General features: G+C 45.9%; 24 protein-coding genes and 1 riboswitch. Of the genes, 11 read left to right on the forward strand and 13 right to left on the reverse strand.

Annotated elements, in window-relative coordinates:
- Positions 1-138 precede the first annotated feature (138 nt).
- The 6 genes from R7070_RS11385 to R7070_RS11410 all read right to left on the reverse strand — a co-directional run bounded on the left by R7070_RS11385 (position 139) and on the right by R7070_RS11410 (position 4,539).
- Entirely contained in the window at positions 139-633 is a 495-nt protein-coding gene (locus tag R7070_RS11385; protein ID WP_005379600.1) for a DUF3299 domain-containing protein, read from the reverse strand.
- A 4-nt stretch (positions 634-637) separates the two neighbouring features.
- Entirely contained in the window at positions 638-1,897 is a 1,260-nt protein-coding gene (locus R7070_RS11390) for an ABC transporter permease (RefSeq protein ID WP_213891728.1), read from the reverse strand.
- The gene (locus R7070_RS11395) at positions 1,894-2,622 is read right to left on the reverse strand and encodes an ABC transporter ATP-binding protein (protein WP_005379603.1); all 729 of its coding nucleotides are present in this window, start codon (positions 2,620-2,622) and stop codon (positions 1,894-1,896) included. The genes R7070_RS11390 and R7070_RS11395 overlap by 4 nt, the downstream gene beginning before the upstream one ends.
- 52 nt (positions 2,623-2,674) lie before the next feature.
- Positions 2,675-3,328: a zinc uptake protein ZrgA gene (gene zrgA, locus R7070_RS11400; RefSeq protein WP_025768357.1), complete on the reverse strand. Its 654-nt coding sequence runs from the start codon at positions 3,326-3,328 to the stop codon at positions 2,675-2,677.
- Positions 3,329-3,461: 133 nt separating this feature from the next.
- Positions 3,462-3,761, reverse strand: coding sequence for a DUF2607 family protein (locus R7070_RS11405; protein ID WP_005379608.1), 300 nt, complete (start codon positions 3,759-3,761; stop codon positions 3,462-3,464).
- Between the two features lie 226 nt (positions 3,762-3,987).
- A complete protein-coding gene (locus tag R7070_RS11410) occupies positions 3,988-4,539 on the reverse strand; it encodes a YtfJ family protein (RefSeq protein ID WP_213869768.1) in 552 nt (183 codons plus the stop codon).
- Between the two features lie 215 nt (positions 4,540-4,754).
- Between R7070_RS11410 and R7070_RS11415 the strand changes: the two genes are divergently transcribed.
- Positions 4,755-4,955 carry a DUF1107 domain-containing protein gene (locus tag R7070_RS11415; protein ID WP_005379612.1) on the forward strand — a complete coding sequence of 67 codons (201 nt, stop codon included), beginning with the start codon at positions 4,755-4,757 and terminating at the stop codon, positions 4,953-4,955.
- Between the two features lie 70 nt (positions 4,956-5,025).
- On the opposite strand, the gene msrA is transcribed toward R7070_RS11415, so the two are convergent.
- On the reverse strand, positions 5,026-5,664 hold the full coding sequence (gene msrA, locus R7070_RS11420) for a peptide-methionine (S)-S-oxide reductase MsrA (RefSeq protein WP_017820282.1): 639 nt from the start codon (positions 5,662-5,664) through the stop codon (positions 5,026-5,028).
- Positions 5,665-5,831: 167 nt separating this feature from the next.
- On the opposite strand from msrA, the gene R7070_RS11425 reads away from it, so the two are divergent.
- Genes R7070_RS11425 through R7070_RS11440 form a run of 4 tightly spaced genes read left to right on the forward strand, consistent with a single transcriptional unit; the run spans position 5,832 to position 12,109 of the window.
- Positions 5,832-7,544 carry an autotransporter assembly complex protein TamA gene (locus tag R7070_RS11425; RefSeq protein WP_005383121.1) on the forward strand — a complete coding sequence of 571 codons (1,713 nt, stop codon included), beginning with the start codon at positions 5,832-5,834 and terminating at the stop codon, positions 7,542-7,544.
- On the forward strand, positions 7,541-11,305 hold the full coding sequence (locus R7070_RS11430) for a translocation/assembly module TamB domain-containing protein (RefSeq protein WP_318141223.1): 3,765 nt from the start codon (positions 7,541-7,543) through the stop codon (positions 11,303-11,305). The genes R7070_RS11425 and R7070_RS11430 overlap by 4 nt, the downstream gene beginning before the upstream one ends.
- Before the next feature lie 44 nt (positions 11,306-11,349).
- Entirely contained in the window at positions 11,350-11,697 is a 348-nt protein-coding gene (locus R7070_RS11435; RefSeq protein ID WP_033906019.1) for a gamma-glutamylcyclotransferase, read from the forward strand.
- 49 nt (positions 11,698-11,746) lie between these two features.
- Positions 11,747-12,109 carry a DUF2799 domain-containing protein gene (locus R7070_RS11440; RefSeq protein WP_053306847.1) on the forward strand — a complete coding sequence of 121 codons (363 nt, stop codon included), beginning with the start codon at positions 11,747-11,749 and terminating at the stop codon, positions 12,107-12,109.
- Positions 12,110-12,182: 73 nt separating this feature from the next.
- Here R7070_RS11440 and ppa read toward each other — a convergent pair whose 3' ends face one another.
- Both ppa and fbp read right to left on the reverse strand, forming a co-directional pair.
- The gene (gene ppa / locus R7070_RS11445; RefSeq protein ID WP_318141224.1) at positions 12,183-12,713 is read right to left on the reverse strand and encodes an inorganic diphosphatase; all 531 of its coding nucleotides are present in this window, start codon (positions 12,711-12,713) and stop codon (positions 12,183-12,185) included.
- Between the two features lie 127 nt (positions 12,714-12,840).
- Positions 12,841-13,857 carry a class 1 fructose-bisphosphatase gene (gene fbp, locus R7070_RS11450; RefSeq protein ID WP_005383114.1) on the reverse strand — a complete coding sequence of 339 codons (1,017 nt, stop codon included), beginning with the start codon at positions 13,855-13,857 and terminating at the stop codon, positions 12,841-12,843.
- A gap of 312 nt (positions 13,858-14,169) precedes the next feature.
- On the opposite strand from fbp, the gene mpl reads away from it, so the two are divergent.
- From mpl to thiQ, 5 genes are all read left to right on the forward strand, one after another.
- A complete protein-coding gene (gene mpl, locus R7070_RS11455; RefSeq protein ID WP_033906021.1) occupies positions 14,170-15,528 on the forward strand; it encodes a UDP-N-acetylmuramate:L-alanyl-gamma-D-glutamyl-meso-diaminopimelate ligase in 1,359 nt (452 codons plus the stop codon).
- Between the two features lie 5 nt (positions 15,529-15,533).
- Positions 15,534-16,172, forward strand: a complete 639-nt coding sequence (locus R7070_RS11460) for a flavin prenyltransferase UbiX (RefSeq protein WP_033906022.1) — start codon at positions 15,534-15,536, stop codon at positions 16,170-16,172.
- Between the two features lie 37 nt (positions 16,173-16,209).
- Positions 16,210-16,346: riboswitch (TPP riboswitch) on the forward strand.
- A gap of 72 nt (positions 16,347-16,418) precedes the next feature.
- A complete protein-coding gene (gene thiB / locus R7070_RS11465) occupies positions 16,419-17,411 on the forward strand; it encodes a thiamine ABC transporter substrate binding subunit (RefSeq protein WP_047101920.1) in 993 nt (330 codons plus the stop codon).
- 41 nt (positions 17,412-17,452) lie between these two features.
- Positions 17,453-19,039, forward strand: a complete 1,587-nt coding sequence (thiP, locus tag R7070_RS11470) for a thiamine/thiamine pyrophosphate ABC transporter permease ThiP (protein WP_017820277.1) — start codon at positions 17,453-17,455, stop codon at positions 19,037-19,039.
- Positions 19,039-19,743 (forward strand): thiamine ABC transporter ATP-binding protein, encoded by a 705-nt coding sequence (gene thiQ, locus R7070_RS11475; protein WP_047101922.1) that lies wholly within the window; start codon positions 19,039-19,041, stop codon positions 19,741-19,743. The genes thiP and thiQ overlap by 1 nt, the downstream gene beginning before the upstream one ends.
- 18 nt (positions 19,744-19,761) lie before the next feature.
- On the opposite strand, the gene R7070_RS11480 is transcribed toward thiQ, so the two are convergent.
- Positions 19,762-20,709 (reverse strand): LysR family transcriptional regulator, encoded by a 948-nt coding sequence (locus R7070_RS11480; protein WP_005379650.1) that lies wholly within the window; start codon positions 20,707-20,709, stop codon positions 19,762-19,764.
- A 92-nt stretch (positions 20,710-20,801) separates the two neighbouring features.
- On the opposite strand from R7070_RS11480, the gene R7070_RS11485 reads away from it, so the two are divergent.
- The gene (locus tag R7070_RS11485; RefSeq protein WP_047101924.1) at positions 20,802-21,878 is read left to right on the forward strand and encodes an alkene reductase; all 1,077 of its coding nucleotides are present in this window, start codon (positions 20,802-20,804) and stop codon (positions 21,876-21,878) included.
- Positions 21,879-21,941: 63 nt separating this feature from the next.
- Here R7070_RS11485 and R7070_RS11490 read toward each other — a convergent pair whose 3' ends face one another.
- The 3 genes from R7070_RS11490 to R7070_RS11500 form a co-directional block, all read right to left on the reverse strand.
- Positions 21,942-22,379, reverse strand: coding sequence for a universal stress protein (locus R7070_RS11490; protein ID WP_005379654.1), 438 nt, complete (start codon positions 22,377-22,379; stop codon positions 21,942-21,944).
- Between the two features lie 45 nt (positions 22,380-22,424).
- On the reverse strand, positions 22,425-25,004 hold the full coding sequence (locus R7070_RS11495) for a TRAP transporter permease (protein ID WP_005383099.1): 2,580 nt from the start codon (positions 25,002-25,004) through the stop codon (positions 22,425-22,427).
- Positions 25,005-25,295: 291 nt separating this feature from the next.
- Entirely contained in the window at positions 25,296-26,264 is a 969-nt protein-coding gene (locus R7070_RS11500) for a TAXI family TRAP transporter solute-binding subunit (protein WP_054579268.1), read from the reverse strand.
- Between the last annotated feature and the right edge of the window lie 61 nt (positions 26,265-26,325).

Genomic DNA, 26,325 nt, shown 5'->3' on the forward strand with positions numbered 1-26,325 from the left:
AGCACCTGTCGATAGCGTTTCTTTTGGTTATTTATGTGGGCGTATTAGCGTATTTATCTCGTTATATCGTGTAGCACAAAGCTAAAAAAGGCGCCAGTGTGACGCCTTAGGTGTAGCGAGGCTTATCGACGACTTAAATTACATATCGTCGTAGGCTTCTATTTCTGATCCCTCAATAACGTAAGCCGTTTCTGCCAGTTCGTGGTTTATCGTCTCGGTTTTCAACGTTCCAACCACATATATAACATCCCACAACTCTTGAACAGGCGCGCCTTTCGGAAACTTCACGTAAATGATCTGGTTTGGAGGCGGTGGTGGCACGTGAATACAAGCTCCAAAATATGGCACCAATAAAAATTCGGTGACGGTATCGGCATCACCTTCAAGTGGGATAACAAACCCCGGAATTTTAACTTGGCTTCCGTTCAGTTCTGGTCGAACGTTACCAATCTTGGACTGCTGGGCTGCGCCACCACTGTGATCAGATGCGGGCATGCCTATACTGTCGAACAATTTACGCTCTTTTTCTGGAACAAGGTCAATCCAGTCAAGCTTTAATGGTTCTTCGCTGGCCATAACAGGCGCTGTGAATGCGACGACCAGCAAGCAACTTGCGAGTATTTTTTTCCACATTTTATTAAATCCTTATTGTCATTCCGTCACTCAGTGACTGTCGGTAGGCGCGGAGTGCGGGAATGAAACCAATCACAATACCAGCGCATTGTACGAAACCTAATAGCATCCACTCATAAGTAGATAAGATGCTTAAGGTGAGATGTATTCCATAGTGCTGTTGGATGATCGGCTGCGCGATAGCCAGAATGGCATACAGCCCAGTAACGCCAGTAATAATACCAGCAGCAGTGAGCAAGCTGGCTTCACTAATTAATAGTGAGAAAACATGACGAGGCCTTGCTCCCATGGCTCGCAAAATCGCCATTTCACGGCGGCGTTCCTGTAGGCTAGTTAATAGACTGCTTAACATACCTAACAACCCTGCGATCACGACAAAACCAGATACTGCCATTAGGGCTTGCTCTGCAACCGACATCATTCCCCATAACTCATGCAACGCAACGCCGGGCATAATGGCGCTGAGCGGCTCTTTGGGGTAGGTGTTAATTTGTCTTTGCAGGGCGAAAGTTTGAATACGAGATTTCAAACCAACGAGCATAGCGGTAATTTGTTTGGGCTGAAAGTCTCTGTTTTTGAGATCTTGTGCCTTGGGTGTCGGGCCCAAACGCGCACCACTTTCCCATCCGACGTGAATGGCTTCGATGGCTTCCAATGATACATGGACAGTTTTGTCGACTGGTGTTCCTGTAGGTGCAAGGATACCGACAACTTTAAATGGCAGATTGTCATGACGGCTAAAGCCAACGTCGCTAATGCCGTGGGCAATGATGATTTCGCTACCGATATCATAACCAAGTTGTTTAGCGACATCAGAACCTAGCACGGTTTCAAATAAACCATTGAATTCTCTGCCCTTGCTAAATGTTAGTGGTTGCTTACTTCCAAACTTGTAATGCTCAAAGTAACTGTGATTGGTTCCCATAACTCGGAAGCCTTTATGCGAGTCGCCAAGCGAGATTGGAATAGCCCAATCGACTGAACGATGATTGACAAACTCTTGGTAGCTTTTCCAATCGATGTTGTTGGTCGCATTACCAATACGAAACACAGAATAGAGCAATAGGTTCACTTGCCCAGAGCGTCCACCAATAATGAGGTCAGTGCCTGAAATTGTATTGGAGAAGCTATCCTTGGCTTGAGTTCGGATACGCTCGACGCCCAAGAGGAGTACCACTGAAATCGCAACGGTCATGATGGTTAGAATTGCCGTCGCTTTGCGGTTCATCAAGCTTTTCCAGGCGAGCTTTACAACAGCACTCATGATATGGCTCCTAGGCTAGATACTTGATTAATGTCGGGTAGATTGAGCGTGCGATCGAATAAGGGTTCGAGTGTTGGGTCGTGGCTAACGAATACCAGTGTGGCATTGGCTTGATTCGCTTGCTCCATAAGGAGCTCAATAAATGCTTTACGATTGTCATAGTCTAAAGCTGAGGTTGGTTCGTCAGCGATCACTAACTCTGGATGTCCTATCAGAGCTCGAGCCGCAGCCACACGTTGTTGTTGACCAATACTCAATTCAGAGACAGGGCGTGTATGAAGCTCGTTTGGCAAGTGCAGTCGTTCTAGTAGGGCCTGAGCCTGTTCATTTAATGTTTGAGATGAGGCACCTAAATGGGCACGGTCACGTCGTATTTTACTGAACTGACATGGCAATAATACGTTTTCAAGTACGTTAAGGTACGGCAATAAATTGAACTGTTGAAAGATGTAGCCAATATGATTGGCGCGAAAGCGGTCTCTCTGACTGGCACTTAAACTAGCAAGGTCAGTATCGAGTACAGATAGAGAGCCTGAAGTTAATGTGTTAATCCCCGTCAACAAAGCGAGCAAGGTCGATTTACCGCAGCCACTTGGACCTTTGATAAACACATGCTCGCCTTGTGTAATGTGTAATTTGGGGATGTGGATGGTTGGGTTGGTTGAACCGGGCCAGAAAAATTGGGCATCCTCTAGCTCGACAACATTTGGTGTGGTTTCAGTCATATTAAATCACCAAAGCTGTGGCGTGTAAGTGGGTACTCACACGCCACTCGTGTTATTTGATTACGATTTGGGTGTTATCTTTGCTTAATTTAATTGCTGATTGCATGGTATCAGTGAATATATTGACGCTGATGGACTCTGTAGTTGGGAATTGGTTAAACCAATCGGTTTGGATTTGGCTAAGCTGATTAACTTGTTCGCAATTGAAGCGATATTGCACCGAAAATTCACCGTGACCGCCATGATCGTGCGCCTCATCATGATCGTCATGGTGGTCATGTTTATCATGATGTTCATTATGATCATGGTGTTCGTGTCCTTCATGATCGTGATGTGCATGGTCATCATGGTCGTGCTCACTATGATCATGTTCCTCATGAGTTTCGCTTAGGTTGTGGCTCACGTAAGCTTCTTCAACATTACAATCAGCTTGTGAGTTAATAGCGAACAATGCGTTGCTGTCTTCGAGTGTAGCGACGGCTTGTTTAAGCGCTTGCTCTTGTTGTGCGTTTTCTGGAGCATGTTCGAAACCCACAACATCAGCTCCAGGAGCTGTGATCTCTACTAACAGATCTTTGCCATCTTGGGCGATATTAAACTCGACGTGACCATGCACATGAGCACCATGCTGGCGGTATTCGTTTGCATTCGCTGCTGTCGATAAAGTGAGGCCAATAGCAAGGGCTAAAACGTGTTTTGATGACATTGTATTTTTCCTAATTTTACTGGCATTAACCAAAGGCGGTATTGCTCAGATTCGAGTTTCACTAAGTTATTGTTCCTGACACACTAGGTGCGGAAATGAACTCAATAATTTTGAGTGTGGAATAGTTTGGAAATTAAGCAAAATAAGGAGGGGCACGAGCAGCGCCAAGAACTTCTTCGCCGTACACGAGATGCAAAAAAACATGATGATGCTGGGCGCGCGTAAAAGTCGGTGTAGAGAGGGTAGGTTGTACCTTTGCTATACCGTGCTGAACACCAGAAAATAATTGGCAATGATGATGGGTATGATGGTCGGGCGTCAGATCGACTTGATGGAGTACAACCGCAAAGTTCCAAGCGATCAGCAACGCAACACTGAAAAATAAAGCAGTGCGATACCAATATCTTAGTGTTTTTTGCTGGTGGTGGTACATCTGAGCTCCTCTTACCGACTGTTATAATATAACACCCATAATGAATAAAAGTTCACTCTTTTGTTGGCTAGCAGAAAAATTTAACTCCACACATACGTGCCGAAAAATATTGGTAATACTCTCTGTGGAAGTGTCGCACTTATAAAGAGCAGAGTTGTCACTGCCCATGCTTCTAATCAAATTCATATAGCTCCTTACAACAAGAACAAGGAGCCATTCAATGAAGCTAGATGTTCTGTCTAATAAGCTCAATGACTTTTGTTATCTCATCTTGCTCAAGTGCGCCCTCTTTGACAAACAGAACTTTGCCCGTTTTGTCTTGAACAATAATGGCCGAACTTTCTTCTTTCAGGTCCCAAGTATTAGCAACTACGCCATTTTCATCAAGAACCATGGATGACCATGGGAACTCTTTTTTGCTGTCTTGAGCTGAAGACTTCACGAAAGAGCCTGTCCCCCAAATTGCATCATCTTGGTTGATGATAGTTGTGGTCTGGTAGCTTTCTTGTGGAAAATTTGCCGCTGTTATTGCCGACATTAAAGGGGCATTCATTTCTTTTGAACTGCTACGGCCTGCAATGGCTTGAATGACACGAACTTTGCCTTGCATATGTTGAGTTGCCCAGGGTTGGTATGCAACGCCTTCGCCTTGTAAAACAATCTCGCCGTAAGCGGCAACATTGACAGGAGGAACGCTTTTTCCCACTGACAAGTTGTGTGCAAAGGTCAAGCTTGGCGTTAAGGCCAGTAATAGAGGTAGGAGAGTCTTAGTTTTCATATTGTTATATTCCGTACGAGGTTTGGAAGCTTCCAGTATATATCCAGAACCTAGAAATTTGTAGGACCGTTGGTAACATTTATTTAACGTATGGAGTGGTGTAATCTTGCGTTATATTTAGAATTTGCTAAAATGAGTTCCGTCGCAAATTGCGCATTAAGATTGCAGAGGAAAAATAAGCAATCCGTGTTTTCTCAAAGGAATTGAGGTGAGTTATGCTACGTGAGTTTGCTGTATATCGACCATTACAAGTGGCCCGTTTTGTTAAAACGTTGTTCAAAGGTCAGTTTTTTATTGTTGGGGTTGGCTGTTTTCAGTTCGACAATGGCAAAGTGTTACTACCTGACGTCAACGATCATAAAAGGCTCACCATCTTTAAAGAAGTCAACCAAGTGATAGCATCATTATCGGCTTAGTTAGCTTGGTACCCACTTAGATTTAGAAAAGAGCGACCATATCGGTCGCTCTTTTTGTTGCTGGTTAGGTTTATCCTTGGAGGCTTGGTGGGAAGCAAACTCCCGTTCCTCCGATGCCGCAGTAACCATCAGGGTTTTTCGCCAAATATTGCTGGTGGTAGGTTTCCGCAAAGTAATACGGACCTGCTGGTTGTATTTCGGTGGTGATGTTCGCGCGTTGCTCTTCTTGCAGTGCTTGCTGATACAAGAGTTTCGATTTCTCTGCGCTCTCGAGTTGCCCCGTCGAATAAGTGTAAATTGCAGAACGATATTGAGTACCTAAGTCGTTACCTTGACGCATTCCCTGAGTTGGGTCGTGTTTTTCCCAAAAAACAGCCAGTAGCTTTTCTAATGAGATGACGCGTTCATCGAAAACGACTCGTACGACTTCTGTATGACCCGTTTTACCTGTACAGACCTCTTCATACGTGGGATTGGGTGTGTACCCCCCAGCGTAACCGACCGAAGTAGATACAACGCCGTCGAGTTGCCAAAATACGCGCTCAGCGCCCCAAAAACAGCCCATTCCGAGCAAAATCTGCTGTTGGTGTGACGCAAGAGGCGCCTTTAGGTTAGATTTATTTACAAAATGATGATCGTCAATCTGCATTGGTTGATCTCTACCTGGCAAGGCATCTTCTATACTGATCAATGTTTGTTTGTTGAGCATGGTATTTGTCCTTCAATACGTGTCTTAAATTTGCGAACTTTTTCATTTCGTCTGTATCTGATGCTGTGATGACATAGACCGCGTTAAACCTATTAATATTACAGACTTAGAATCTAATTGGCGTTATCATTATTTACGTTTACTTAACCTCATTCAGCCATAAAAGCATGATAAAAAAAGCTCTCCCCACCATTGTTGGCCTGTTTGCCTTTTCTCATGGTGCCTATGCCGATGTTTCTTTGACTTTGAAAGGCATTGATGGCGCTTTAGAAGAGAATGTCAGTGCGTATCTATCATCTATTCCAGAGAAGGATTACTCCACTTCTCTGCGTTTTCAAGCGAGATTAGATCAAAGTATCACTGAAGCGCTTAACGCGCTTGGGTATTATCATGCAAAAATTTCATACTCTATTCCTGAAGCGAATGATGAGTTAATTGTGCTCATCAAGCCGGGCTTGCCAGTGAAAGTGAAAGTCATGGATGTGGTCATCACTGGAGAGGCTAAGGACGATGAAGAGTTTGCAAAACTTATTGAGCGCTCTCCGCTAAAAGTTGGTCAAGTTTTGAATCAAGGCCAATACGACAGCCTTAAGTCAGGCATTCGTAACTTGGCGCTTCAGCGTGGTTACTTCAATGGTGAGTTTACGCTAAGTCGATTAGAGGTTATCCCTGATCTGAACGAAGCTAATGTCCGTTTGCACTACAGCAGTGGAATACGTTTCAATTTTGGCGACGTTTCTTTTATTGGCAACCACATCTGGGAAGACCGTGTCGCATCACTACAACCTTTTAAAGAAGGGGACCCATACAACGTTTCGAAGCTGGGCGAGTTTAACCAGAAGCTATCAAATACGGAGTGGTTTTCCTCAGTTTTTGTTGAGCCTGAATTGGATAGGCTTGATGATGGCCGAGACTTGCCAATTAAAGTGTCTTTATCTCCTGCTTCTAAGAATCAGATCGAGACGGGTATTGGTTACTCAACGGATGTCGGCGTTCGAGGAACGTTGAAGTGGAAGAAACCTTGGGTGAGCTCCCGAGGACACAGTTTCAACACTGCTTTATCCCTATCTAAGCCAGAGCAAACCGTGACTGCTTCTTACAAAATTCCTTTAGAAGATGTCGCTAACGATTATTATCAAGTTCAATATGGGCTTAAAAACCTAGACAACCGTGACACGCAGAGTATCGAGTCTAACCTTGCAGTGGAGCGTCATTGGTTAGCAGACGGTGGTTGGCATAATACCGTTTATGTTCGTCATTTGTACGAGAGCTTTACGCAAGGTTTACAAGATGATGAATTCAACTTCGTACTTCCAGGTGCGACATTTTCTCGGACTAGGGTTCGAGGGGGCAATATGCCAATGTGGGGAGACAAGCAAAGCATCACTATTGAGTATGGTGATACCGCTATGCTTTCTGAAACTAGAGTGCTCCGCTTAATTGGCTCGACTTCTTGGATTCGTGGTATTGGAGAGAATCATCGTGGTTTGTTCCGCTTAGAAGGTGGTGCGAATATTACCGATGAACTTGAAAAACTATCACCGTCGCTGCGTTTCTTCGCTGGTGGTGACAATAATATTCGTGGTTACGGCTATGAATCTATTTCACCTGTGGATGAGAGTGGCGCCCTGACGGGGGGTAAATACATTGTTAGCAGTACATTAGAATACCAATATCGTGTTTATGGAAACTGGTGGGCTGCAACGTTTTACGATATTGGTGATGCGTTTAATGAAACACCAGATTGGAAATCAGGTGCTGGTGTTGGTATCCGCTGGGCGTCTCCGGTGGGCCCTGTTAGTTTTGATTTTGCATGGGGGTTGGATGCAAAACCAGAACGAGAGTTTCGTATCCACTTCTCATTGGGGCCTGAGCTATGATCAAAATGATGTTTAAGTGGACCAAATGGCTGTCGCTCAGTTTGATTGGTCTATTGCTGTTGCTCATCATTATTGTCGCGACAGTTTTATTTACCCACCCAGGCCTCAAATTTGCCTTGTGGGGAGCCGAAAAAGCACTACCACAATTGCAGATTGAAAAAGTGCAGGGTTCATTGTTTCCTCGCTTCGAACTGCATAACGTCAGTTTTGTCGATGAGTCTTTGAATATCGACGCCAAAGTCGAGCGTTTAGCTTTGGCAGTGAACTTCCGCTGTTTCTTTGACCCTAAGGTCTGTGTCGATGAGTTAAGACTGCAGGGGCTTGACTTTAAGATGCCAGAGCTACCGCCAGCAAGCGAGGAGCAAGAGGAAACACCACCACTGCGTTCTATCAGTACGCCAGTGCCAATTTTTGTTAATAAAGTCAGCTTTAATGACATCAATGTCAATGTGCTGGGTAATCAAATTGATTGGCAAACGTTCTCGACCGCTTTGTCGATGCAAGGCGATCGTTTGGTGATCGCACCAACTGCGTTGAAAGACATTAATGTTGCGCTCGCACCAAGTGAAGCGGCCCCAGAAGCGGTTGTTGAAGAGCCGAAAGAAGCCGATGCTACGCCGCAAGATATTGTGTTACCCGAAGTATGGATTCCACTGACGGTGGAAGCGCGCCGTCTGGATATTCACAACTTTAAACTGGCAGGTGAAACGCCAGTGATCGTCAATCATCTTGGTTTGGTTGCAAGAGCAGGCGGTGAGCGTGTTGATGTCAAAACGTTAGAGCTCGACATGCCAGAAGTGGAAGGCAAGTTGAGCACACAAGTGACGCTTTCTTCTGATTACCCTATCAAAGCGCAATTGGACGCGTTAGTGAAGCAAGCAGATGCGAAGGGACAAAAACTGTCGCTTTCGGTCTCGGGTTCGGTTGGTGATTTGTCACTAAATGCTACGCTTTCTGAGCTTGTACAAGCGGAGATCAAAGGTGATATTCAACCGCTTAAAACGCAGTTACCGTTTGATGTCGCGATTAAAAATGTACAGGCGCAATGGCCGCTATTTGGACAAAGCGATTACCAGGTTTCTGTACCAAGCTTGGCGGCAAAAGGCTCACTTGATGGCTACGAAGTCGCATTAGAAACCAAAGCGTCAGGCAAAGATATTCCCGCCGTTGATGTCGCACTAAACGGCAAAGGTACGTTAGAGCAAATTGACCTCGAAAGCCTTGTAGTGAAAACCTTAGGGGGCGAACTCTCTGGGAAAGTCATGGCCAATTGGGCCGCGCCAATCAACTGGCAAGCTGACTTAAACCTGAAGAACATTCAACCAGGATTGCAGTGGAAAGAAGCCGAAGGGGATATCAGCGGTAATCTTTCGACTTCGGGGTCGTTAACAGAACAAGGCGGTTGGCAAGTCAGTTTGCCTAAGTTAGACATTGACGGCATTTTGCGAGGGTATCCGCTGAATGTTGAAGGGCAACTTGAAGCGTCTGATAAGAACGGCAAAGGCGAAGACATCCAACTTACCACTCAGGGTTTAGCGCTTTCTCATGGCCCGAACCAACTGAGTGCAAAGGGTAAGATCGATAAGCAAATTCTGATGGATGTTGAGGTTAACTTCCCTGATTTTGCAAAAAGTGTTCCGGACCTTGCAGGTAAAATGCAAGGTAAAGTCGCACTACGTGGTAGCTTGAAAGAACCAGACATCAATCTTGATCTCGCTTTAAATCAGATAAACTGGCAGCAACAGGCGAACGTAGAAACGATCACCTTAAAGGGTGATGTGAAGCCTCTGCCAGCACCAAAAGCGAACATAAGCCTAATTGCGAACAACATTACCTATGACGACATAAAAGTTGATAGTGCTGACCTTGAAGTCTCTGGGGATGAAAAACTGCATCAACTGACACTCGATGTAGTGTCTGACCTGGTGTCGACCAGTTTAGAAATTGAAGGGACATTCCAGCAGAAACCAGAAATGATTTGGGATGGGGCGCTGCGCCGCTTGACGCTGAGCTCGCAACAAGGCCCGTGGGCGTTGCAAAAATCGACCGCGGTGAAGGTCAATATCGACAAACAGATCGCGAACGTTCAAGCGCATTGTTGGTTGCAAGCGGAGTCGAGCGTATGTCTAACCGAAGACATTAGTGTCGGTAAGAGTGGCCAGGCGAAGTTAGCCATCAATGATTTTGATTTTGACCAAATCAAACAATTCCTGCCGCCAGAAACCAAGCTGCAAGGCTCGGTTAATGCACAGGCTTTTGCTAAATGGGCACCAGAGAAAAAGCCTGAAGTAACCTTAAGTGTCAATATGCCAAAAGGCCAAGTTGAACAAGCGCTTGAACAGCCAATTAAAGTCGGTTGGGAAAGCTTCAACTTTAAAGCAGCATTAGCGAAAGACAAGCTTGATGCCGAGTGGCTATTTGATGTGAAAGATAACGGCGACTTGTCTGGTAAGGTTTCTTTACTGAATGTCTCGACTGAAAAGCCCACTATTGATGGTAAGGTTTCACTCTCTACGTTCCACTTGGATTTCTTGGCACCGTTGATTGGTGAGTACAGCTTGTTTAAAGCAAACATGAATACTGACCTAACGATATCAGGTGACGTCATGCATCCGAAGGTTAATGGTCAGTTCTTGATTGACCAAATGAAGCTACAGGGTGAAGTCACACCGATAGATATAAACTCAGGGCAGGTCGTCATCAACTTTAAAGGCCATCAAGCGGACTTGGATGCCGGAATTTTAACCCCGGATGGTGAGTTGAACGTTACCGGTGATGCCAACTGGCAGGACTTACAGAACTGGCGCACTAAAGCGCGTGTATTTGCTAAAGAGCTCAATGTTGATTTGCCTCCAATGGTAAAAATCAAAGTTGAGCCTGACATGACAATAGATGTGACTCCTCAGCTTGCGAAAATTGAGGGTGATATTAATTTGCCATGGGGCAGAATTGTCGTCGAAGAGCTTCCACCAAGTGCGGTAGGTGTATCGAGTGATACCGTTATTCTCGATAAAAACTTGCAGCCAGTGGACGATGTCGCTGCGATGCCGTTTGATGTGGAAACGAACATCAACATTAAAATTGGTGATGACTTCCAACTTGCCGCTTTTGGTTTAAAAGGTGGGTTGAAAGGGAACCTAAACGTGACACAAAAAGACAAAGGTCCTTTCATCGTTGGTGAAGTGAATGTTGTCGACGGTTCTTATCGTTCGTTTGGTCAGGACTTATTGATTAAAGAAGGTAAGATTCTGATGAATGGTCCACCAGATCAACCTTACTTGTCTATCAAAGCGATTCGTAATCCAGACAATACCCAAGATGATGTCATTGCGGGGGTACAAGTGTCGGGCCCAGCATCTGATCCGAGTATAGAAATTTTCTCAGAGCCCGCGATGAACCAAGCCAATGCACTTTCTTATCTACTTCGTGGTCAAGATATTGATGGTGAAGCCGGTGGTAATGCAATGACGACTACCTTAATTGGTTTAAGCTTGGCGAAGAGTGGGCGTGTGGTTGGTGAAATCGGTGAAGCCTTTGGCGTACAGGATTTACAGCTGGACACTGCTGGGTCGGGCGATGACTCGCAAGTGACGGTGAGTGGTTATATTCTGCCAGGTTTGCAGGTGAAATATGGTGTCGGCATCTTTAACTCCCTAGGTGAGTTCACTGTGCGTTACCGATTGATGCAAGACTTGTATTTAGAAGCGGTATCTGGTGTAGATAGCGCCGTTGACCTACTCTATCAGTTTGAGTTCGATTAAAGTGCTTTAACCTAAGCATACACAGTCATGACTAAGGAGTGGTTATGCAGCATTTGATTTTTGTCTACGGCACGTTACGCAAGGGAGAGTACAACCATCAGTATTTGCGCTCGGCGCAGTTTCTTGGTTTACATGAAACGGATGCTCAATTTGCAATGTATGACTTAGGCCCTTATCCAGCGTTGTCTGATGGGCAACGCTCGATTCAAGGTGAAGTGTATCTGATTGATGATGAAACCTTATCCGAGCTAGATAGGTTAGAAGATGTGCCAGTGGAATATCGCCGAGAGAGCATCGTTACGCCGTTTGGCCAAGCTTGGATCTACTTATATCAAGATACTGAGCAATTAACCGAAGAAATCGCTTCCGGAGATTGGTGTCAAAAGGTGTGAGCTATACTGACATTATCAATAGCAACGAGCTAAACACTAAGGAGTCACGATGAAAACATTCGTAATTGGATCAATGGCGTTGCTTCTTGCTGCATGCGCACAAACAACACTACCGACTTCGAATAATGTGACCGATTGGCAAGTGTTTGGTAAGCAGTCAGCTTTAGATGGATTACGGGAGTTATCTGAGGAGCGAATTGCGAAGCTGGATGATGTTAACCATGCGACGCCAGAACTGATAATGGCTTATCAAGCGGGTTACCAGCAAGGCAAGCAAGAGTATTGCGAGCAAAGTGCTTATATGCTCGGTGTTATCGGGCGGCCGTATTTTGGCATTTGTGATGATGTTGACCCCTTCTTTCAACATGACTACGACGCTGGACGAATGTCTTCAGCAGGCGCACCTATCTAGTTGACACAGGTAAGATGAAAGCAAAAGAGCTGCCCTAGAGCAGCTCTTTTTAATTTTGTATCAGCAGTGATGCTTATTTTTTCTGAGCTCGCTCGTAAGATTCTAGGATTTCAGCTTTGGCGGCAGCAACATCTGCCCAACCATCCACTTTCACCCATTTGCCTGCTTCAAGCTCTTTGTAACGCTCAAAGAATTGCGTGATCTGCGCTTTCAGTAGTTCTGGGATATCGTCCACATATTGGATGTGCTCGTACTCTTTCGAGATTTTTGAGTGGGGAACCGCAAACACTTTTGCATCTTCACCCGATTCATCTGTCATCTTCAAAACGCCAACAGGACGGCAGCGAATGACTGAACCTGGCATGAGTGGGTATGGTGTTGGTACCAATACGTCGACTGGGTCGCCATCAAGAGACAGGGTATTGTTCACGTAGCCATAGTTGCATGGGTAGAACATTGGTGCAGACATGAAACGGTCGACAAATACAGCACCAGAGTCTTTATCTACTTCGTACTTGATTGGATCTGCATTTGCAGGAATTTCGATCACGACATAGATATCTTCAGGCAGCGACTTGCCTGCTGGTACATGGTTTAAGCTCATTAGAATATTCCTTTTCATTAACGATGAGTCACACAAAAGCGGCTTCATCTGATGATAAATTCGCGTTTCACTTTAGCGACAAAAACGCGGCAGGTAAACACCTGCCGCGTTGGACAAAGGTCTGAAATTATTCTTCGTCGCGGTGCAGTTCAAGGAACTCTTCAACTTTGCGAACCATGTTCTTCGAACCCACAAAGAAAGGTACACGCTGGTGCAACTCAGTAGGCTTGATGTCCATAATGCGATTCACGCCGTCCGATGCAATGCCGCCAGCTTGCTCAATGAGGAATGCCATAGGGTTACATTCGTAAAGCAGGCGTAGCTTGCCTTGTGGGTGGCTTTGTGTGCTTGGGTAAAGGTAGATACCGCCTTTCAGTAGGTTGCGGTGGAAATCAGCAACCAGCGAGCCAATGTAGCGAGAAGTGTATGGGCGACCGTCTTCTGGCACGTTTTCTTGGCAGTACTTGATGTACTTCTTCACCCCTTGAGGGAAACGAATGTAATTACCTTCGTTGATGGAGTAGATCTTACCATCATCAGGAATCATCATGTTTTCATGAGAAAGACAGAAGCTGCCGATAGATGGGTCGTAAGTAAAGCCGTTTACACCGTTACCAGTTGTGTATACCAACATGGTGGAGGAGCCGTAAATTACGTAGCCCGCAGCCACTTGTTTGTGACCAGGTTGTAGGAAGTCTTCTTCAGTTGGTGGGGTACCGATTGGAGAAACACGACGGTAAATCGAGAAGATAGTACCAACAGAGACGTTCACATCGATGTTAGAAGAACCATCAAGTGGGTCCATCAGTACTACATATTTGGCGTTTTGGTTGAGTTCTTTATTGAACGCAACTGCTTCGTCTTCTTCTTCACTGGCAACGCCACACACTTGATCACGAGCTTCAAGCGCGGCTTTGAACTTATCGTTCGCGTAAACATCGAGCTTTTGCTGATCTTCACCTTGGACATTTTCCGTGCCTACAGCACCAGTGATATCACCGAGACCCGCTGCGTTGATTTCGCGGTTAACGATTTTTGCAGCTAAACGAATGGAGGCTAAAAGGGATGATAGATCACCGCTAGCGTGGGGGAAATCCGCTTGTTTTTCGACAATGAACTCGCCTAGGGTGCGCAGTCCTGACATGGTTAATCCTTACATTTTCATTTCATTGGGGGTAGTGCGCAAGTGAGCATCTCTTTATGGATGTTAAACGATTGCGCTGGATGTAAGTTTAAGTCGCAGATCTTTTTAATGGTAATGAAGTAACTGTTTGAGATCTCAATTTATTTGTAGACTTGTTTGAGGGATTCATCAGTAAGCAAGAGGTTGTACAGTCTGTGTTCAACCTTGTCATATTTGTGAAAGGGACTGCAAGAAGAAGGCTAAAGTCACTCGCTTTTCAGGCGGTAATCGCGATAATGAAAGCATTAAAAAACGCATTACAAGGTTTAGTTTATGCACATTCATATCTTGGGTATCTGTGGCACATTTATGGGCGGCGCAGCGATTCTAGCGCGCCAATTAGGACATAAAGTCACTGGTTCTGATGCCAACGTTTATCCGCCAATGAGCACACTGCTTGAGTCTCAAGGTATTGAAATTATTGAAGGCTTTGACCCGTCTCAACTCGACCCTCAACCAGATCTTGTGGTGATTGGTAATGCGATGAGCCGTGGCAACCCTTGTGTCGAGCATGTGCTCAACACTAACATGCGTTACACCTCTGGCCCGCAGTGGCTCAACGAGTTTTTGCTGCATGATCGTTGGGTATTGGCGGTATCGGGTACACATGGGAAAACGACCACGTCGAGCATGCTTGCCTGGATACTTGAAGATTGTGGTTATCAACCGGGTTTCTTAGTCGGTGGGGTACTCGGTAACTTCGGAGTGTCTGCTCGTTTGGGTGAAAGCATGTTTTTTGTCGTTGAAGCCGACGAATATGACAGTGCTTTTTTCGATAAGCGTTCTAAGTTTGTGCATTACCATCCTCGCACTTTAATCATGAATAACCTTGAGTTCGATCATGCTGATATCTTCGATGATCTAGAAGCGATCAAGCGCCAATTCCATCATTTAGTGCGAACTGTACCGGGCAATGGATTGATCTTAGCGCCGAGGAAAGATCAAGCGTTAGCGGATGTATTAGAGCGTGGCTGCTGGACTGAAAAACAGTTCTCTGGTGAGAATGGTGACTGGCAAGCGCACAAATTAGTGCTTGATGGCTCAAAATTTGACGTTGCGTTGCAAGGCGAGAAGGTTGGTACCGTCGAATGGAATTTGGTGGGTGACCACAATGTGGATAATGCGCTGATGGCAATCGCTGCTGCACGACATGTTGGAGTCACTCCGGATCTTGCTTGCCAGGCATTAGGGCGTTTCATCAATACCAAGCGCCGTTTAGAGCTGAAAGGTGAAGAACAAGGTGTGACGGTTTACGATGATTTTGCGCATCACCCAACGGCAATTGAACTTACTGTCGGTGGTTTGCGTAACAAGGTAGGTGAAAAACGCATCCTTGCTGTGTTAGAGCCGCGGTCTGCCACCATGAAGCGAGGTGTACACAAAAACACACTTGCAGAGTCACTACACAGTGCAGATGAAGTCTTCTTGTTCCAGCCAGATAATATCGAGTGGTCTGTGCAAGACATTGCCGACCAATGCACACAGCCAGCGTTTGTCGATGCGGATATAGATAACTTTGTAGCCAAGATCGTCGAACGTGCGCGACCAGGTGACCAAATTCTAGTCATGAGCAACGGTGGCTTTGGTGGTATTCACGGAAAACTTCTTGAGCAGTTAAAACAAAAAGCCTGATTGATATGCAAAACAAAACACAACCCTCTCATAAAAAAGCCATCACGTTGGCATTAACGGGTGCTTCTGGTGCTCCCTACGGCCTTCGTCTTTTAGAATGCTTGGTTGCGGCGGATTATCATGTCTACGTTCTGATTTCTTCGGCGGCTCGTGTTGTGATGGCAACCGAGCATAATCTTAAGCTACCAAGTGGCCCAGAAGCGGCGCAGCAAGCATTGGTAGAGCACCTGAACTGCAATCCCGATAACATCACCGTTTGCGGTAAAGATGACTGGTTCTCACCGGTTGCGTCTGGTTCTGCTGCACCAAAGCAAATGGTGGTTTGCCCATGTTCTGCGGGAAGCGTTGCAGCGATTGCGCATGGTATGTCAGATAACTTGATCGAGCGGGCCGCTGATGTGGTAATGAAAGAGCGCGGGCAGCTGTTGCTCGTGGTTCGCGAAACACCATTTTCAACGCTACATCTGGAGAACATGCACAAACTGTCGCAAATGGGCGTCACCATCATGCCAGCAGCTCCAGGCTTCTATCATCAGCCAAAGAGTATTGAAGACTTAGTGGATTTTATGGTGGCGAGAATTCTTGACCACTTAGGTATTGAGCAAGGTTTGGTGCCTCGTTGGGGTTATGACCAGCGATCGTGAGCTGATTGTGTAACCACTCAAATACCTTTACAATCCATCCAACTCATCGGGGAGCAAACCCATTTAGCATTGAGTCAATCAATGCATTGGGGCGCTGAGACCTAAGTGTTTAACTAGGGACCCGTATTACCTGAACCAGATAATGCTGGCGTAGGAATTGAGTCTGGATATTGGAAGTCCTTAATAGCCGCCTCAAACCCTGTGCCGCTCAACTTATTTCTCTGAAATACTCATGGAGAGCGAGCAGTGAAACCCACTCTAAATCTGATTGCCTTAGCTGCAATCACTTCTACTTCAGCGTTTGCCGCTGAAAACACATTAACCATCTATACCTACGACTCTTTTGCCGCAGATTGGGGGCCGGGTCCTAAAATCGAGCAAGCTTTTGAAGCAAAATGTGGCTGTGACGTTAACTTCGTAGCGTTGGACGATGGTGTGTCGATTCTGAATCGTCTTCGTCTTGAAGGCGGTAATAGCAAAGCGGACATCGTATTAGGTTTGGATAACAATCTGATGGCAGAAGCGAAGAAAACCGATCTGCTTGCCGAGCACAATGTGGATACGGCTAACACAGTGTTACCAAACGGTTGGAGTGACACGACGTTTGTACCGTACGATTACGGCTACTTCGCGTTTGTGTACAACAAAGAGAAACTGGCTAATCCGCCGAAAAGCATGAAAGAGCTGGTGGAAACGCGCAACGATCTGAAAGTGATTTACCAAGATCCGCGGACTTCAACGCCGGGCCAAGGCTTAATGCTATGGATGAAATCTATTTATGGCGACGATGTGACGCAAGCGTGGCAGAAGCTAGCGAGCAAAACCGTAACGGTCACGAAAGGTTGGTCTGAGGCGTATTCTATGTTCCTCAATGGTGAGTCCGATTTAGTGCTTTCTTACACCACTTCACCTGCGTACCACTTAATTGCGGAAAACGATTCGAAGTTTGCTACGGCGAATTTTGCTGAAGGCCACTACATGCAAGTTGAAGTAGCCGCCAAAGTGAAAGGGGCAAAAAATTCAGAACTTGCTGATCAATTTATGAGTTTCATTTTAAGTGATGAGTTCCAATCGGCGATGCCAACGGGTAACTGGATGTACCCAGTCACTGACGTTGAGTTACCTAAAGGTTTTGAAACTTTGAGTGTTCCAAGCAAGTCGTTGAGCTTTAGTGCTGATGAAGTGGCAAAAATGCGTAAGTCTTGGATTCGCGAATGGCAAAGCGCATTGACGTTTTAGCTGACGTTTCCATCCTCATCTGAATGAGATAGGTTTTACCTTTGAATTCTGTTCCAAAAATAGGTTTAGGGGTCGCGATGATCATCGCGACCTTTGTTATTTCTGCCCTAGGTGCTTTGATTGTTCAAGCCCCTTCACTTGATGTGTCTGTGGTATGGGGCGACCCGTACTATCAACATGTCACCAAGTTCAGTTTCTACCAAGCGTTTCTTTCCACATTGCTCAGTGTTGGCTTTGCCATTCCAGTAGCGCACGCACTTTCGCGTCGCCAATTTATTGGTAAATCATTACTGCTTAAGCTGTTTGCATCGACACTGGTTTTGCCGGTTTTGGTTGGTGTTTTTGGGCTGTTAGCGATTTATGGCAACAGTGGTTTGTTGGCGCAGTGGTTGCAAAGTTTCGACACTAAACTGCCATTCTCTATTTACGGTTTGAACGGCATTTTACTCGCCCATGTGTTCTTTAATTTACCTTACGCGGCACGATTGCTTCTGCAAGCCTTGGAGTCTATTCCTGCCGAGCAGCATAAGCTTTGCGCGCATCTTGGGATGAGCCATTGGGATAAGTTTCGCTGGGTAGAATGGCCGCGTTTAAGGCAGCAGCTTCCCCACGTTTGTGGGTTGGTGTTTATGTTGTGCTTTACCAGTTTTGCCACTGTAATGGCATTGGGGGGCGGGCCAAAATCCACCACCATTGAATTGGCCATTTACCAAGCGATTAAGTTTGATTTTGATTTACAAGCTGGGGCGTTATTGGCGCTGTGGCAGATGCTGTTATGTGGACTGCTTGCTATTGGAGTGCAGAAGTTAACAAGGCCTGTTTCTATCAGTGCTGGAAGCACATCGGTACAGCAATATTTAACGAAGGATCATGGGTGGTCAAAAGCTTGGGATAGCTTTTGGATCATAGGTGCCTTTTTACTGGTAATACCGCCGTTATTGATGGTGTTACTGAGTGGCATCAACCAACAAGTTTGGACAGTATTAACCGATGAGCGTTTTTGGTCTGCGCTATTGAACTCCCTCAAAGTCGCCTGTGTCGCTAGCGCGCTTGCGGTCGCTGCAGGGGTGTCCATACTATTGACCAGTCGCCGTTGGCGGTTGCAGTACAAAAACACGCGAGCCGATCAGATTGAGTTAATCGGCACCGTTATTTTGGTGACTCCAGGTCTGGTGATTAGCACCGGTTTATTCTTACTACTGCGCGCATTTACCGATGTTTTTAGCTTGGCATTTTTTGTCGTGATTTTGGTGAACGGTTTGATGGCTTTGCCTTACGTGATCAAAACGCTAGCGCAGCCAATGCTGCACATTGAACAACAGTATCAGTATGTATGTGCCAGCTTAGGCATGCGTGGCTGGCAACGGTTTAAAGTGGTGGAGTGGCAGGCGCTACGCAAGCCGTTTGCACATGCGTTTGCGATCAGCTTTATGTTTGCAATAGGGGATTTAAGTGCCATAGCACTGTTTGGTGGACAAGAGTTTCGTACCTTACCTCTGTATTTGTTCCAGTTGCTTGGCAGTTATCAGATGGACGCAGCTGCGGTGGTATCGGTGACCCTATTGTTGTTGAGTGTGGGCTGTTTTGCCTTGATTGAGAAAGTATTGAAAACGAAGGAGAGAGCGTAATGTTAGTGTTGGATGATGTGCAGTACACCTACCAACGTGAACTGTTTCGTTTTGACTTAACGATTGAGCAAGGACAGATTGTATCGCTGATGGGACCAAGTGGGGCAGGGAAGTCAACCTTGCTGGCGTTGGTGGCAGGATTCATCCATCCTGACCGTGGTGATATTTGTGTTGATGGTGAGTCCATTGTGCGTAAAGAGCCTTATCTGCGTCCGTTCTCTATGTTGTTCCAAGAGCACAATTTGTTTGCTCACTTATCGGTGCGTGACAACATCGGTTTGGGCTTACACCCAGGGCTAAAGCTTACGGTGGACCAAAATCGTCAGATTGAACAAGCCGCGCAGCAAGTTGGTGTTGCAGAGTACCTCGACCGTTTGCCAGAGCATCTTTCTGGTGGCCAGCGTCAACGTGTTGCCTTAGCGCGTTGTTTTGTTCAGCCTCATCCCATGTGGCTGTTGGATGAGCCGTTCTCGGCGCTTGATCCGGTGTTGCGTGAAGAGATGCTAGGCTTGGTAAAAAAACTGGCAGCAGAGCGGGGAATAACCGTATTGATGGTCACGCACCATTTAAGCGATGCCAAAGCGATTGCCAGCCACTTTGTGTTTGTGGCAGATGGTAAAGTGGAAGCCGCGGGTGATATGTCTGCATTGAGTGAACAGCATGCTAGTGAGAAGCTTGCGGCATTTATCCGAGCAGCATGCTAGTGCCTGATAGTTGCTAGGTTATGCTTCTCCGCAACACAAACCATGCCGAGGGCCAAATTCAAATTGAGATCTTAAGCTCATGATATGGTCAATCATTGCTTGTACACGCCGTGGGCGGTTTGCTCCAGGACGATAGACTAAATAAATAGGCATTGGTACCGTGTGCCATTGCGGTAACACTCTGACTAAGGTGCCACTTTCTAGCTCTTGCGTCATGTTCTGCACAGGTAAGTTCGCGATGCCTAGTCCTTTAAGTGCGCCTTTTAATATTGCTTCTACAGTTGTACTTGAGAAGTTACTGGTTATTGAAACATTGACGGTATTATCGTGTGAGATCAGCGTCCAAGGCCCTATTTCTGAAACATATTGATACCTCAAACAGTTGTGTTTTGTCAGATCTTCTGGCGTTTCAGGTACACCGAACTCAGCTAAATACTCAGGGCTAGCAGCCAGGACTCGAGTGGTATAGCCTAATTTTTTTGCGATTAATCGATCATCAACTATCTGACCGACTCTAATTGCCATATCAAAGCCGTGTGAAAACAGATCAACAAAATCGTTCGATGCTTCTAACGCAATTTGTACTTTTGGCCATTGTTTTAAAAATGGCAAAAAGATGTGCTCCGCCATATACGCATCCAACGCTGGTGGCGCGGAAATACGCAGCCGGCCTTGGATCTGTTGTTCCATCTCCTGAACGTCATGGCCAATTGAGTGGAATTCCTCAACTAAGCTTGCAGCACGCTCTAAAACCATTTGGCCAGCTTCGGTGATCACTAACTTTCGGGTTGTGCGCTCTAGCAGTTTGGCTTCAAAGTGTTGTTCGAGTTTGGTTATGGCTTTGCTAACAGTAGATTTCGGTAGGTTTAACTCCAGCGCGCACTTGGTTAAGCTCAGTAGTCGACAGCTTGTGACAAAGATAGAAAGCGTTCTAAAGTCAATTGTTTCTAAATTGCGAACAATCACTTTCAATTATCCATATTGTTTCAATATTAATCTGATTATAGTCTGGCACCTCATCCTTAGCCATCAAGTTATTGTCATTTGAGGTAAACAACATGTCCAACTCTGTAGACTTATTTTCTCCTATCGAACTCGGTCAATTAGCATTAGATAACCGTGCCATTATGGCGCCTTTAACGCGAGCTCGTGCTGGTGCGGACCATATTCCTAATGACCTTATGGTTGAATACTACGCTCAACGTGCGAGTGCCGGACTTATCATTGCTGAATGCACCATGGTGATGGAAGGTACGTCTGCTTTCATGGCAGAGCCGGGCATTTACAGCGAAGAGCAAATCGCAGCTTGGAAAAAGGTAACGGATGCGGTTCATGAGAGAGGCGGTAAGATTGTACTGCAAATTTGGCATGCGGGACGAGCTTGTCATCCTGATCTGAATGAAGGAAAAACACCTGTAGCGGCGAGCGCATTGGCCATTCGTGATGAATTAGTCCATACCCCTTCGGGTAAGCAAGCATATACGGTACCACGAGCACTCGAAGTGGATGAGATAGCTTCCATTGTTGCGGCGTTTAAACAAGGTGCAGAAAACGCCAAGAAAGCCGGCTTTGATGGGGTCGAGATACATGGCGCCAATGGTTATCTTATTGATAACTTCCTTCGTGACGGCTCAAATTTACGTACCGATGAATACGGTGGCTCGGTTGAAAATCGTGCTCGATTTTTACTTGAGATAGTGAAAGAAGTCGTTGAGGTGTGGGGACCTGGAAGAGTCGGTCTGCGCACATCTCCGCTAAATGGATTTAATGACATGAAAGACAGTGATCCAGTTGGCTTGATGCGTTACTTAGCAGAGCAACTTAATTCTTTCGATCTTGCTTATTGGCACGTGATGCGTGCGGATCTGAAAGGCGTACAAAAAGCAGATGTTCTCAAGCCAGCACGCGAAAACTATAAAGGTCACTTAATGGCGAACGTGGGCTACAGTGCACAAGAAGCGGCAACAGCAATTGCAGAAAACAAAGTTGATGTGGTCGCATTTGGCGTTCCCTTTATCGCAAACCCAGATTTAGTTGAGCGATTTAAGAAAAATGCACCTCTTAATGAGGCGAAACCAGAACACTTTTATTTGGGTGGAGCAGAAGGTTATACCGATTACCCAGTGATGGCATAACCCTTACTTGTTTAATATAAAAAGGACGCTAATGTTAGCGTCCTTTTTCGTTTCTGTATTTACTTAGCCTTGCGGTTTTACGACCATCACATTGATTGGAGAATATTCCACAACCTTACTCGCGACAGAGCCAAGCATTACTTTATTGATTTTAGAGCGCTTGTGACTTGGCATAATGATGAGATCTGCGCCTAAACGTTCTGCATAATCAAGAATGGTCGCGTAGGCCTTGCCTTCAGCAACATGCACTTGGTAAACCACATCTTCAGCAATATGCTCATTAGCGAAAGTTTTTAGTTGCTGCTTCACGTCTTGCTTCATTTTGGCCGCAGCATCTTTCGGAAAGTATGTGGCAACCATCGACATGTGAATACCAGGTAGTACCGTCAGAAGATGGATTTGAGCATTTGCTTGCTTTGCCTGCCAAACCGCTAGTTCAACCGCTCGGTCTGAAAAGCCTTGGTCATTTAGATCAACCGGAACAAGAATTTGTTTGTACATTCAATGTCTCTCATTAAGGCCCCTTTATCCTCGGGGCCAAATCGGTTATGCGCTCAATTGTTCCTTACGAGCACGACGTTTTTGGTTCATTGCAAGCACCAGCAAAATCATTAAGCATGGTACAAACACCCACTCTTTCATCGGACGGTCTGCATCCTGGATAACCCACTTGATTTCCCAATCAAAGTCGATACCTGCGGACTCTGCTGGACTACCAAATTCAACCATATCGACAATCATTTTGTTGTCACTTTCGGTCAGCATTAGACCCATAGATGAAATACGTGCGTCTGCTGTTGTCGCACTGTCTTCGAATGGAAGACGAACCGTTTTCTCAATGTAGTCGCCCTCAAGGTTTTCACCGGCAACACGTAACTCCAATGATTCTCCTACATTTAGTGTTTCCGTGATTTGAGCTACCTCAACGCCAGGAGAAAGAACTTTCGCTGGGTACAGCATGTCCCACCAAAAACCTGGACGGAAAAACGAAAACGTCAGTACTAATAATAGGACTGTTTCCCACCACTTGTTACGCGTGAACCACCACCCTTGAGTTGCCGCAGAGAAAATCAGCATTGCAATGATCGATGAGATGACCGTGAGTGCCAAATGCCACCAAGAGTCAATCCCCATTAACAATAGCTGGGTATTGAACACAAACATGAACGGCAAAATAGCGGTTCGAATATCGTAAGTAAAACCTTGGATACCAGTACGAATTGGATCTGATTTCGCAATTGCTGCTGCTGCAAAAGCCGCAAGGCCTACAGGTGGGGTATCGTCGGCCAAAATACCAAAGTAGAAAACGAACAAGTGCACCGCTATCAACGGAATAATTAAGCCATGCGCTGCGCCGAGCGTAACAATAACCGGCGCCATTAGCGTAGAGACCACGATGTAGTTCGCCGTTGTTGGCAGACCCATCCCCAGAACCAAGCTAATGATGGCGGTAAAGAGCAGCATAAGAATGATGCTGCCACCAGAGATAAACTCGACGAAGTCGGTCATCACTAGGCCGATACCCGTTAGTGTAACAACACCAACAACGGTGCCCGCTGCCGCGGTTGCAACGCCGATACCAATCATATTGCGCGCACCAGAAACTAAGCTCTCGGCAAGATCGACAAAGCCATCTTTGGTTTGCTGAAGCATGTCACCTTGCTTTGACAGCAGTGCAATCAACGGACGTTGAGTCAGCAAAATGAAAATCATGAACACCGTTGCCCAGAATGCCGAAAGGCCAGGTGAGAAACGTTCGACAGTCAAACACCAAACCAATACGACGATAGGGAGTAGGTAGTGCAAGCCTGACTTAACGGTTGGGCCAGGATCAGGTACTTCTGTTAATTCTGCATCAATCTCAATTGCGCCATCTTGCACGTGATTTGCTGAGACTTTCACCAACCCAACGTACGCGATTAATAGTGCGACGGTAACAATTGGTGTCGCGGCATCACCAAAGACGTCCTTTGTCCAACCCACTCCGTAGTAAACCAATGCGCTGATCACACACAATCCTAAGATTGTGCCAGTAAAGGACAGCAGACTTTGTACTAGTGTTGGGTTGTGGCGACGAGGAAGGCCTGTCATGCCTGCTTTACATGCTTCAAGGTGAACAATGTAAATTAAAGCAATATAAGAGATTAGCGCTGGAAGTAGGGCAGCTTTAATCACCTCAACGTAGGAGATACCGACGTATTCCACCATCAAAAATGCGGCTGCACCCATGATTGGCGGTGTTAACTGACCATTGGTTGAAGCCGCTACCTCTACCGCACCCGCTTTTGTGCCGGGAAAGCCAACACGCTTCATCAGTGGAATGGTAAAGGTGCCAGTTGTTACTACGTTTGCGATTGAAGAACCAGAAACCAGACCAGATAAACCTGATGCAACAACGGCCGCTTTAGCTGGACCACCTTTCATATGGCCAAGCAACGAGAAGGCAACTTTAATGAAGTAAGCACCAGCACCAGCGCGTTCCAGCATTGCTCCAAACAATACAAACAAGAAGACAAAAGAGGTAGAAACACCTAGCGCAACCCCAAATACGCCTTCTGTTGTTAGCCACAAGTGAGACATGGCCTTGTTCAAGCTTGCCCCTTTGTGCGCGATAACGTCAGGCATGTAAGGGCCTGCAAAGGTGTAAGTAAGGAAAACAGCAGCCACGACCATTAATGGTGGACCAAGAGCTCGGCGTGTTGCTTCTAAAAGGAGGATCATACCGATAACAGCAACAACGATATCAACCGTTGTCGGTGCGCCTGAGCGTCCTGCTAGCTCGGTATAAAAAAGGTATATATAGGCTGCTGAAAAGCTGCCAGCCAACGCGAGTATCCAATCAACAAGAGGGATATGATCGCGAGGAGAATTCTTCATCGCTGGATAAGCAGTGAAAGCCAAAAAGATCGCGAAAGTAAGGTGGATAGATCGCGCTTCCGTGTCGTTCAGTACGCCAAAATTGAAAATAAATGGTAACGGGGATGCGTACCATAATTGAAATAGTGACCAACACAGAGGAACAAACCAAAGGATTCGTCCTTGCATTCCCGAAGGGCTACGTGCACCTGTGTCTGCCTGAGCCACCATTTCTTGCACATCTTGTGACGGAGCTTGATTCGTCGCCATGTACTTTTTCCTTATTATTGATGGTCCTGTCTGATTTTTATCGAGAACCACACTTCGCCTCTATCAGTGTAGTGAATGGAGCGAAGTTTGCTTTCGAGTATTTTGCTGCCTGAACTCAAAGTGTTGATTGTTGGATACTCTGTTAGGCGGCGTTTAAGTTTTCTTGGGTATGAGCTCGCAGTTATCAGAAGAAAACTGGCGAATGAAGCATACAGTTAGAACGTGCTACAACCTGTATGCTCAAACAGGCAGAAAATATTCTTTCCTGCCTGTATGTAGAGTCTGAGGAAATTACTTAATTAGACCCATTTCTTTGTAGTATTTTTCTGCACCTGGGTGAAGAGGAATAGAAAGACCAGCTTTCACCATGTCTTCTTTCTTCAAGTTTGCGAATGCAGGGTGTAGACGTTTGAAGGTATCAAAGTTTTCAAACACAGCTTTTGCTACGTTGTAAGCGACATCGTCTGAAACATCAGAGGTCGTTACCATTGTTGCTGCAACACCAAAGCTGTTTACGTCTTTGTCTGTACCGCGGTACATACCAGCCGGTACTGAGCTAAAGGCGTAGTATGGGTTGTCGGCAACAATTTTATCGATTTTAGGGCCTGTTGCTGAAACTAGCTTCGCATCACATGATGTGGTTGCTTCTTTGATTGAACCGTTCGGGTGGCCGACCATGTAAATGAAGGCGTCAATTTTGTTATCACAAAGTGCCTGAGAGCGTTCAGAGCCTTTTAGCTCAGACGCCAATTTGAAGCTGTCGTTTGTCCACCCCATCGCTTCCATGACAACGCCCATCGTTGCACGGTCACCAGAGCCTGGGTTACCGATGTTTACACGCTTACCTTTCAGGTCTTCAACGTTTTCAATACCTGAATCTGCACGCGCAATGATGTTGAAAGGTTCTGTATGAAGAGAGAACATTGCGCGTAGCTTCTTGTACGGGCCTTGTTCTTCAAACTTGCTCGTACCGTTGTAGCCGTGGTACTGCCAATCCGATTGCACGATACCAAAATCTAATTCGCCTGCACGGATAGTGTTAACGTTGTAAATTGAGCCACCAGTCGATTCTACTGAACAACGGATGTTGTGGTCTTTACGACCTTTATTTACCAACTTACAGATAGCACCACCAGTTGGGTAGTAAACACCTGTCACAGAGCCAGTACCGATGGTAATAAACTCTTGAGCGTTAACTGCGCTTGCGCCCATTACGGCTGCAGCGATAGCGCCTACTTTGAGAAGTTTGTTAAATGCCATGAATTTCCCTTCCTTATATTCATTATTTACCCGGAAATAACCATAAATCACTTCTGGAGTT

The sequence above is a fragment of the Vibrio sp. 1557 genome (assembly GCF_033340175.1).
In the GTDB taxonomy this organism is placed as follows: Bacteria; Pseudomonadota; Gammaproteobacteria; order Enterobacterales; family Vibrionaceae; genus Vibrio; species Vibrio alginolyticus.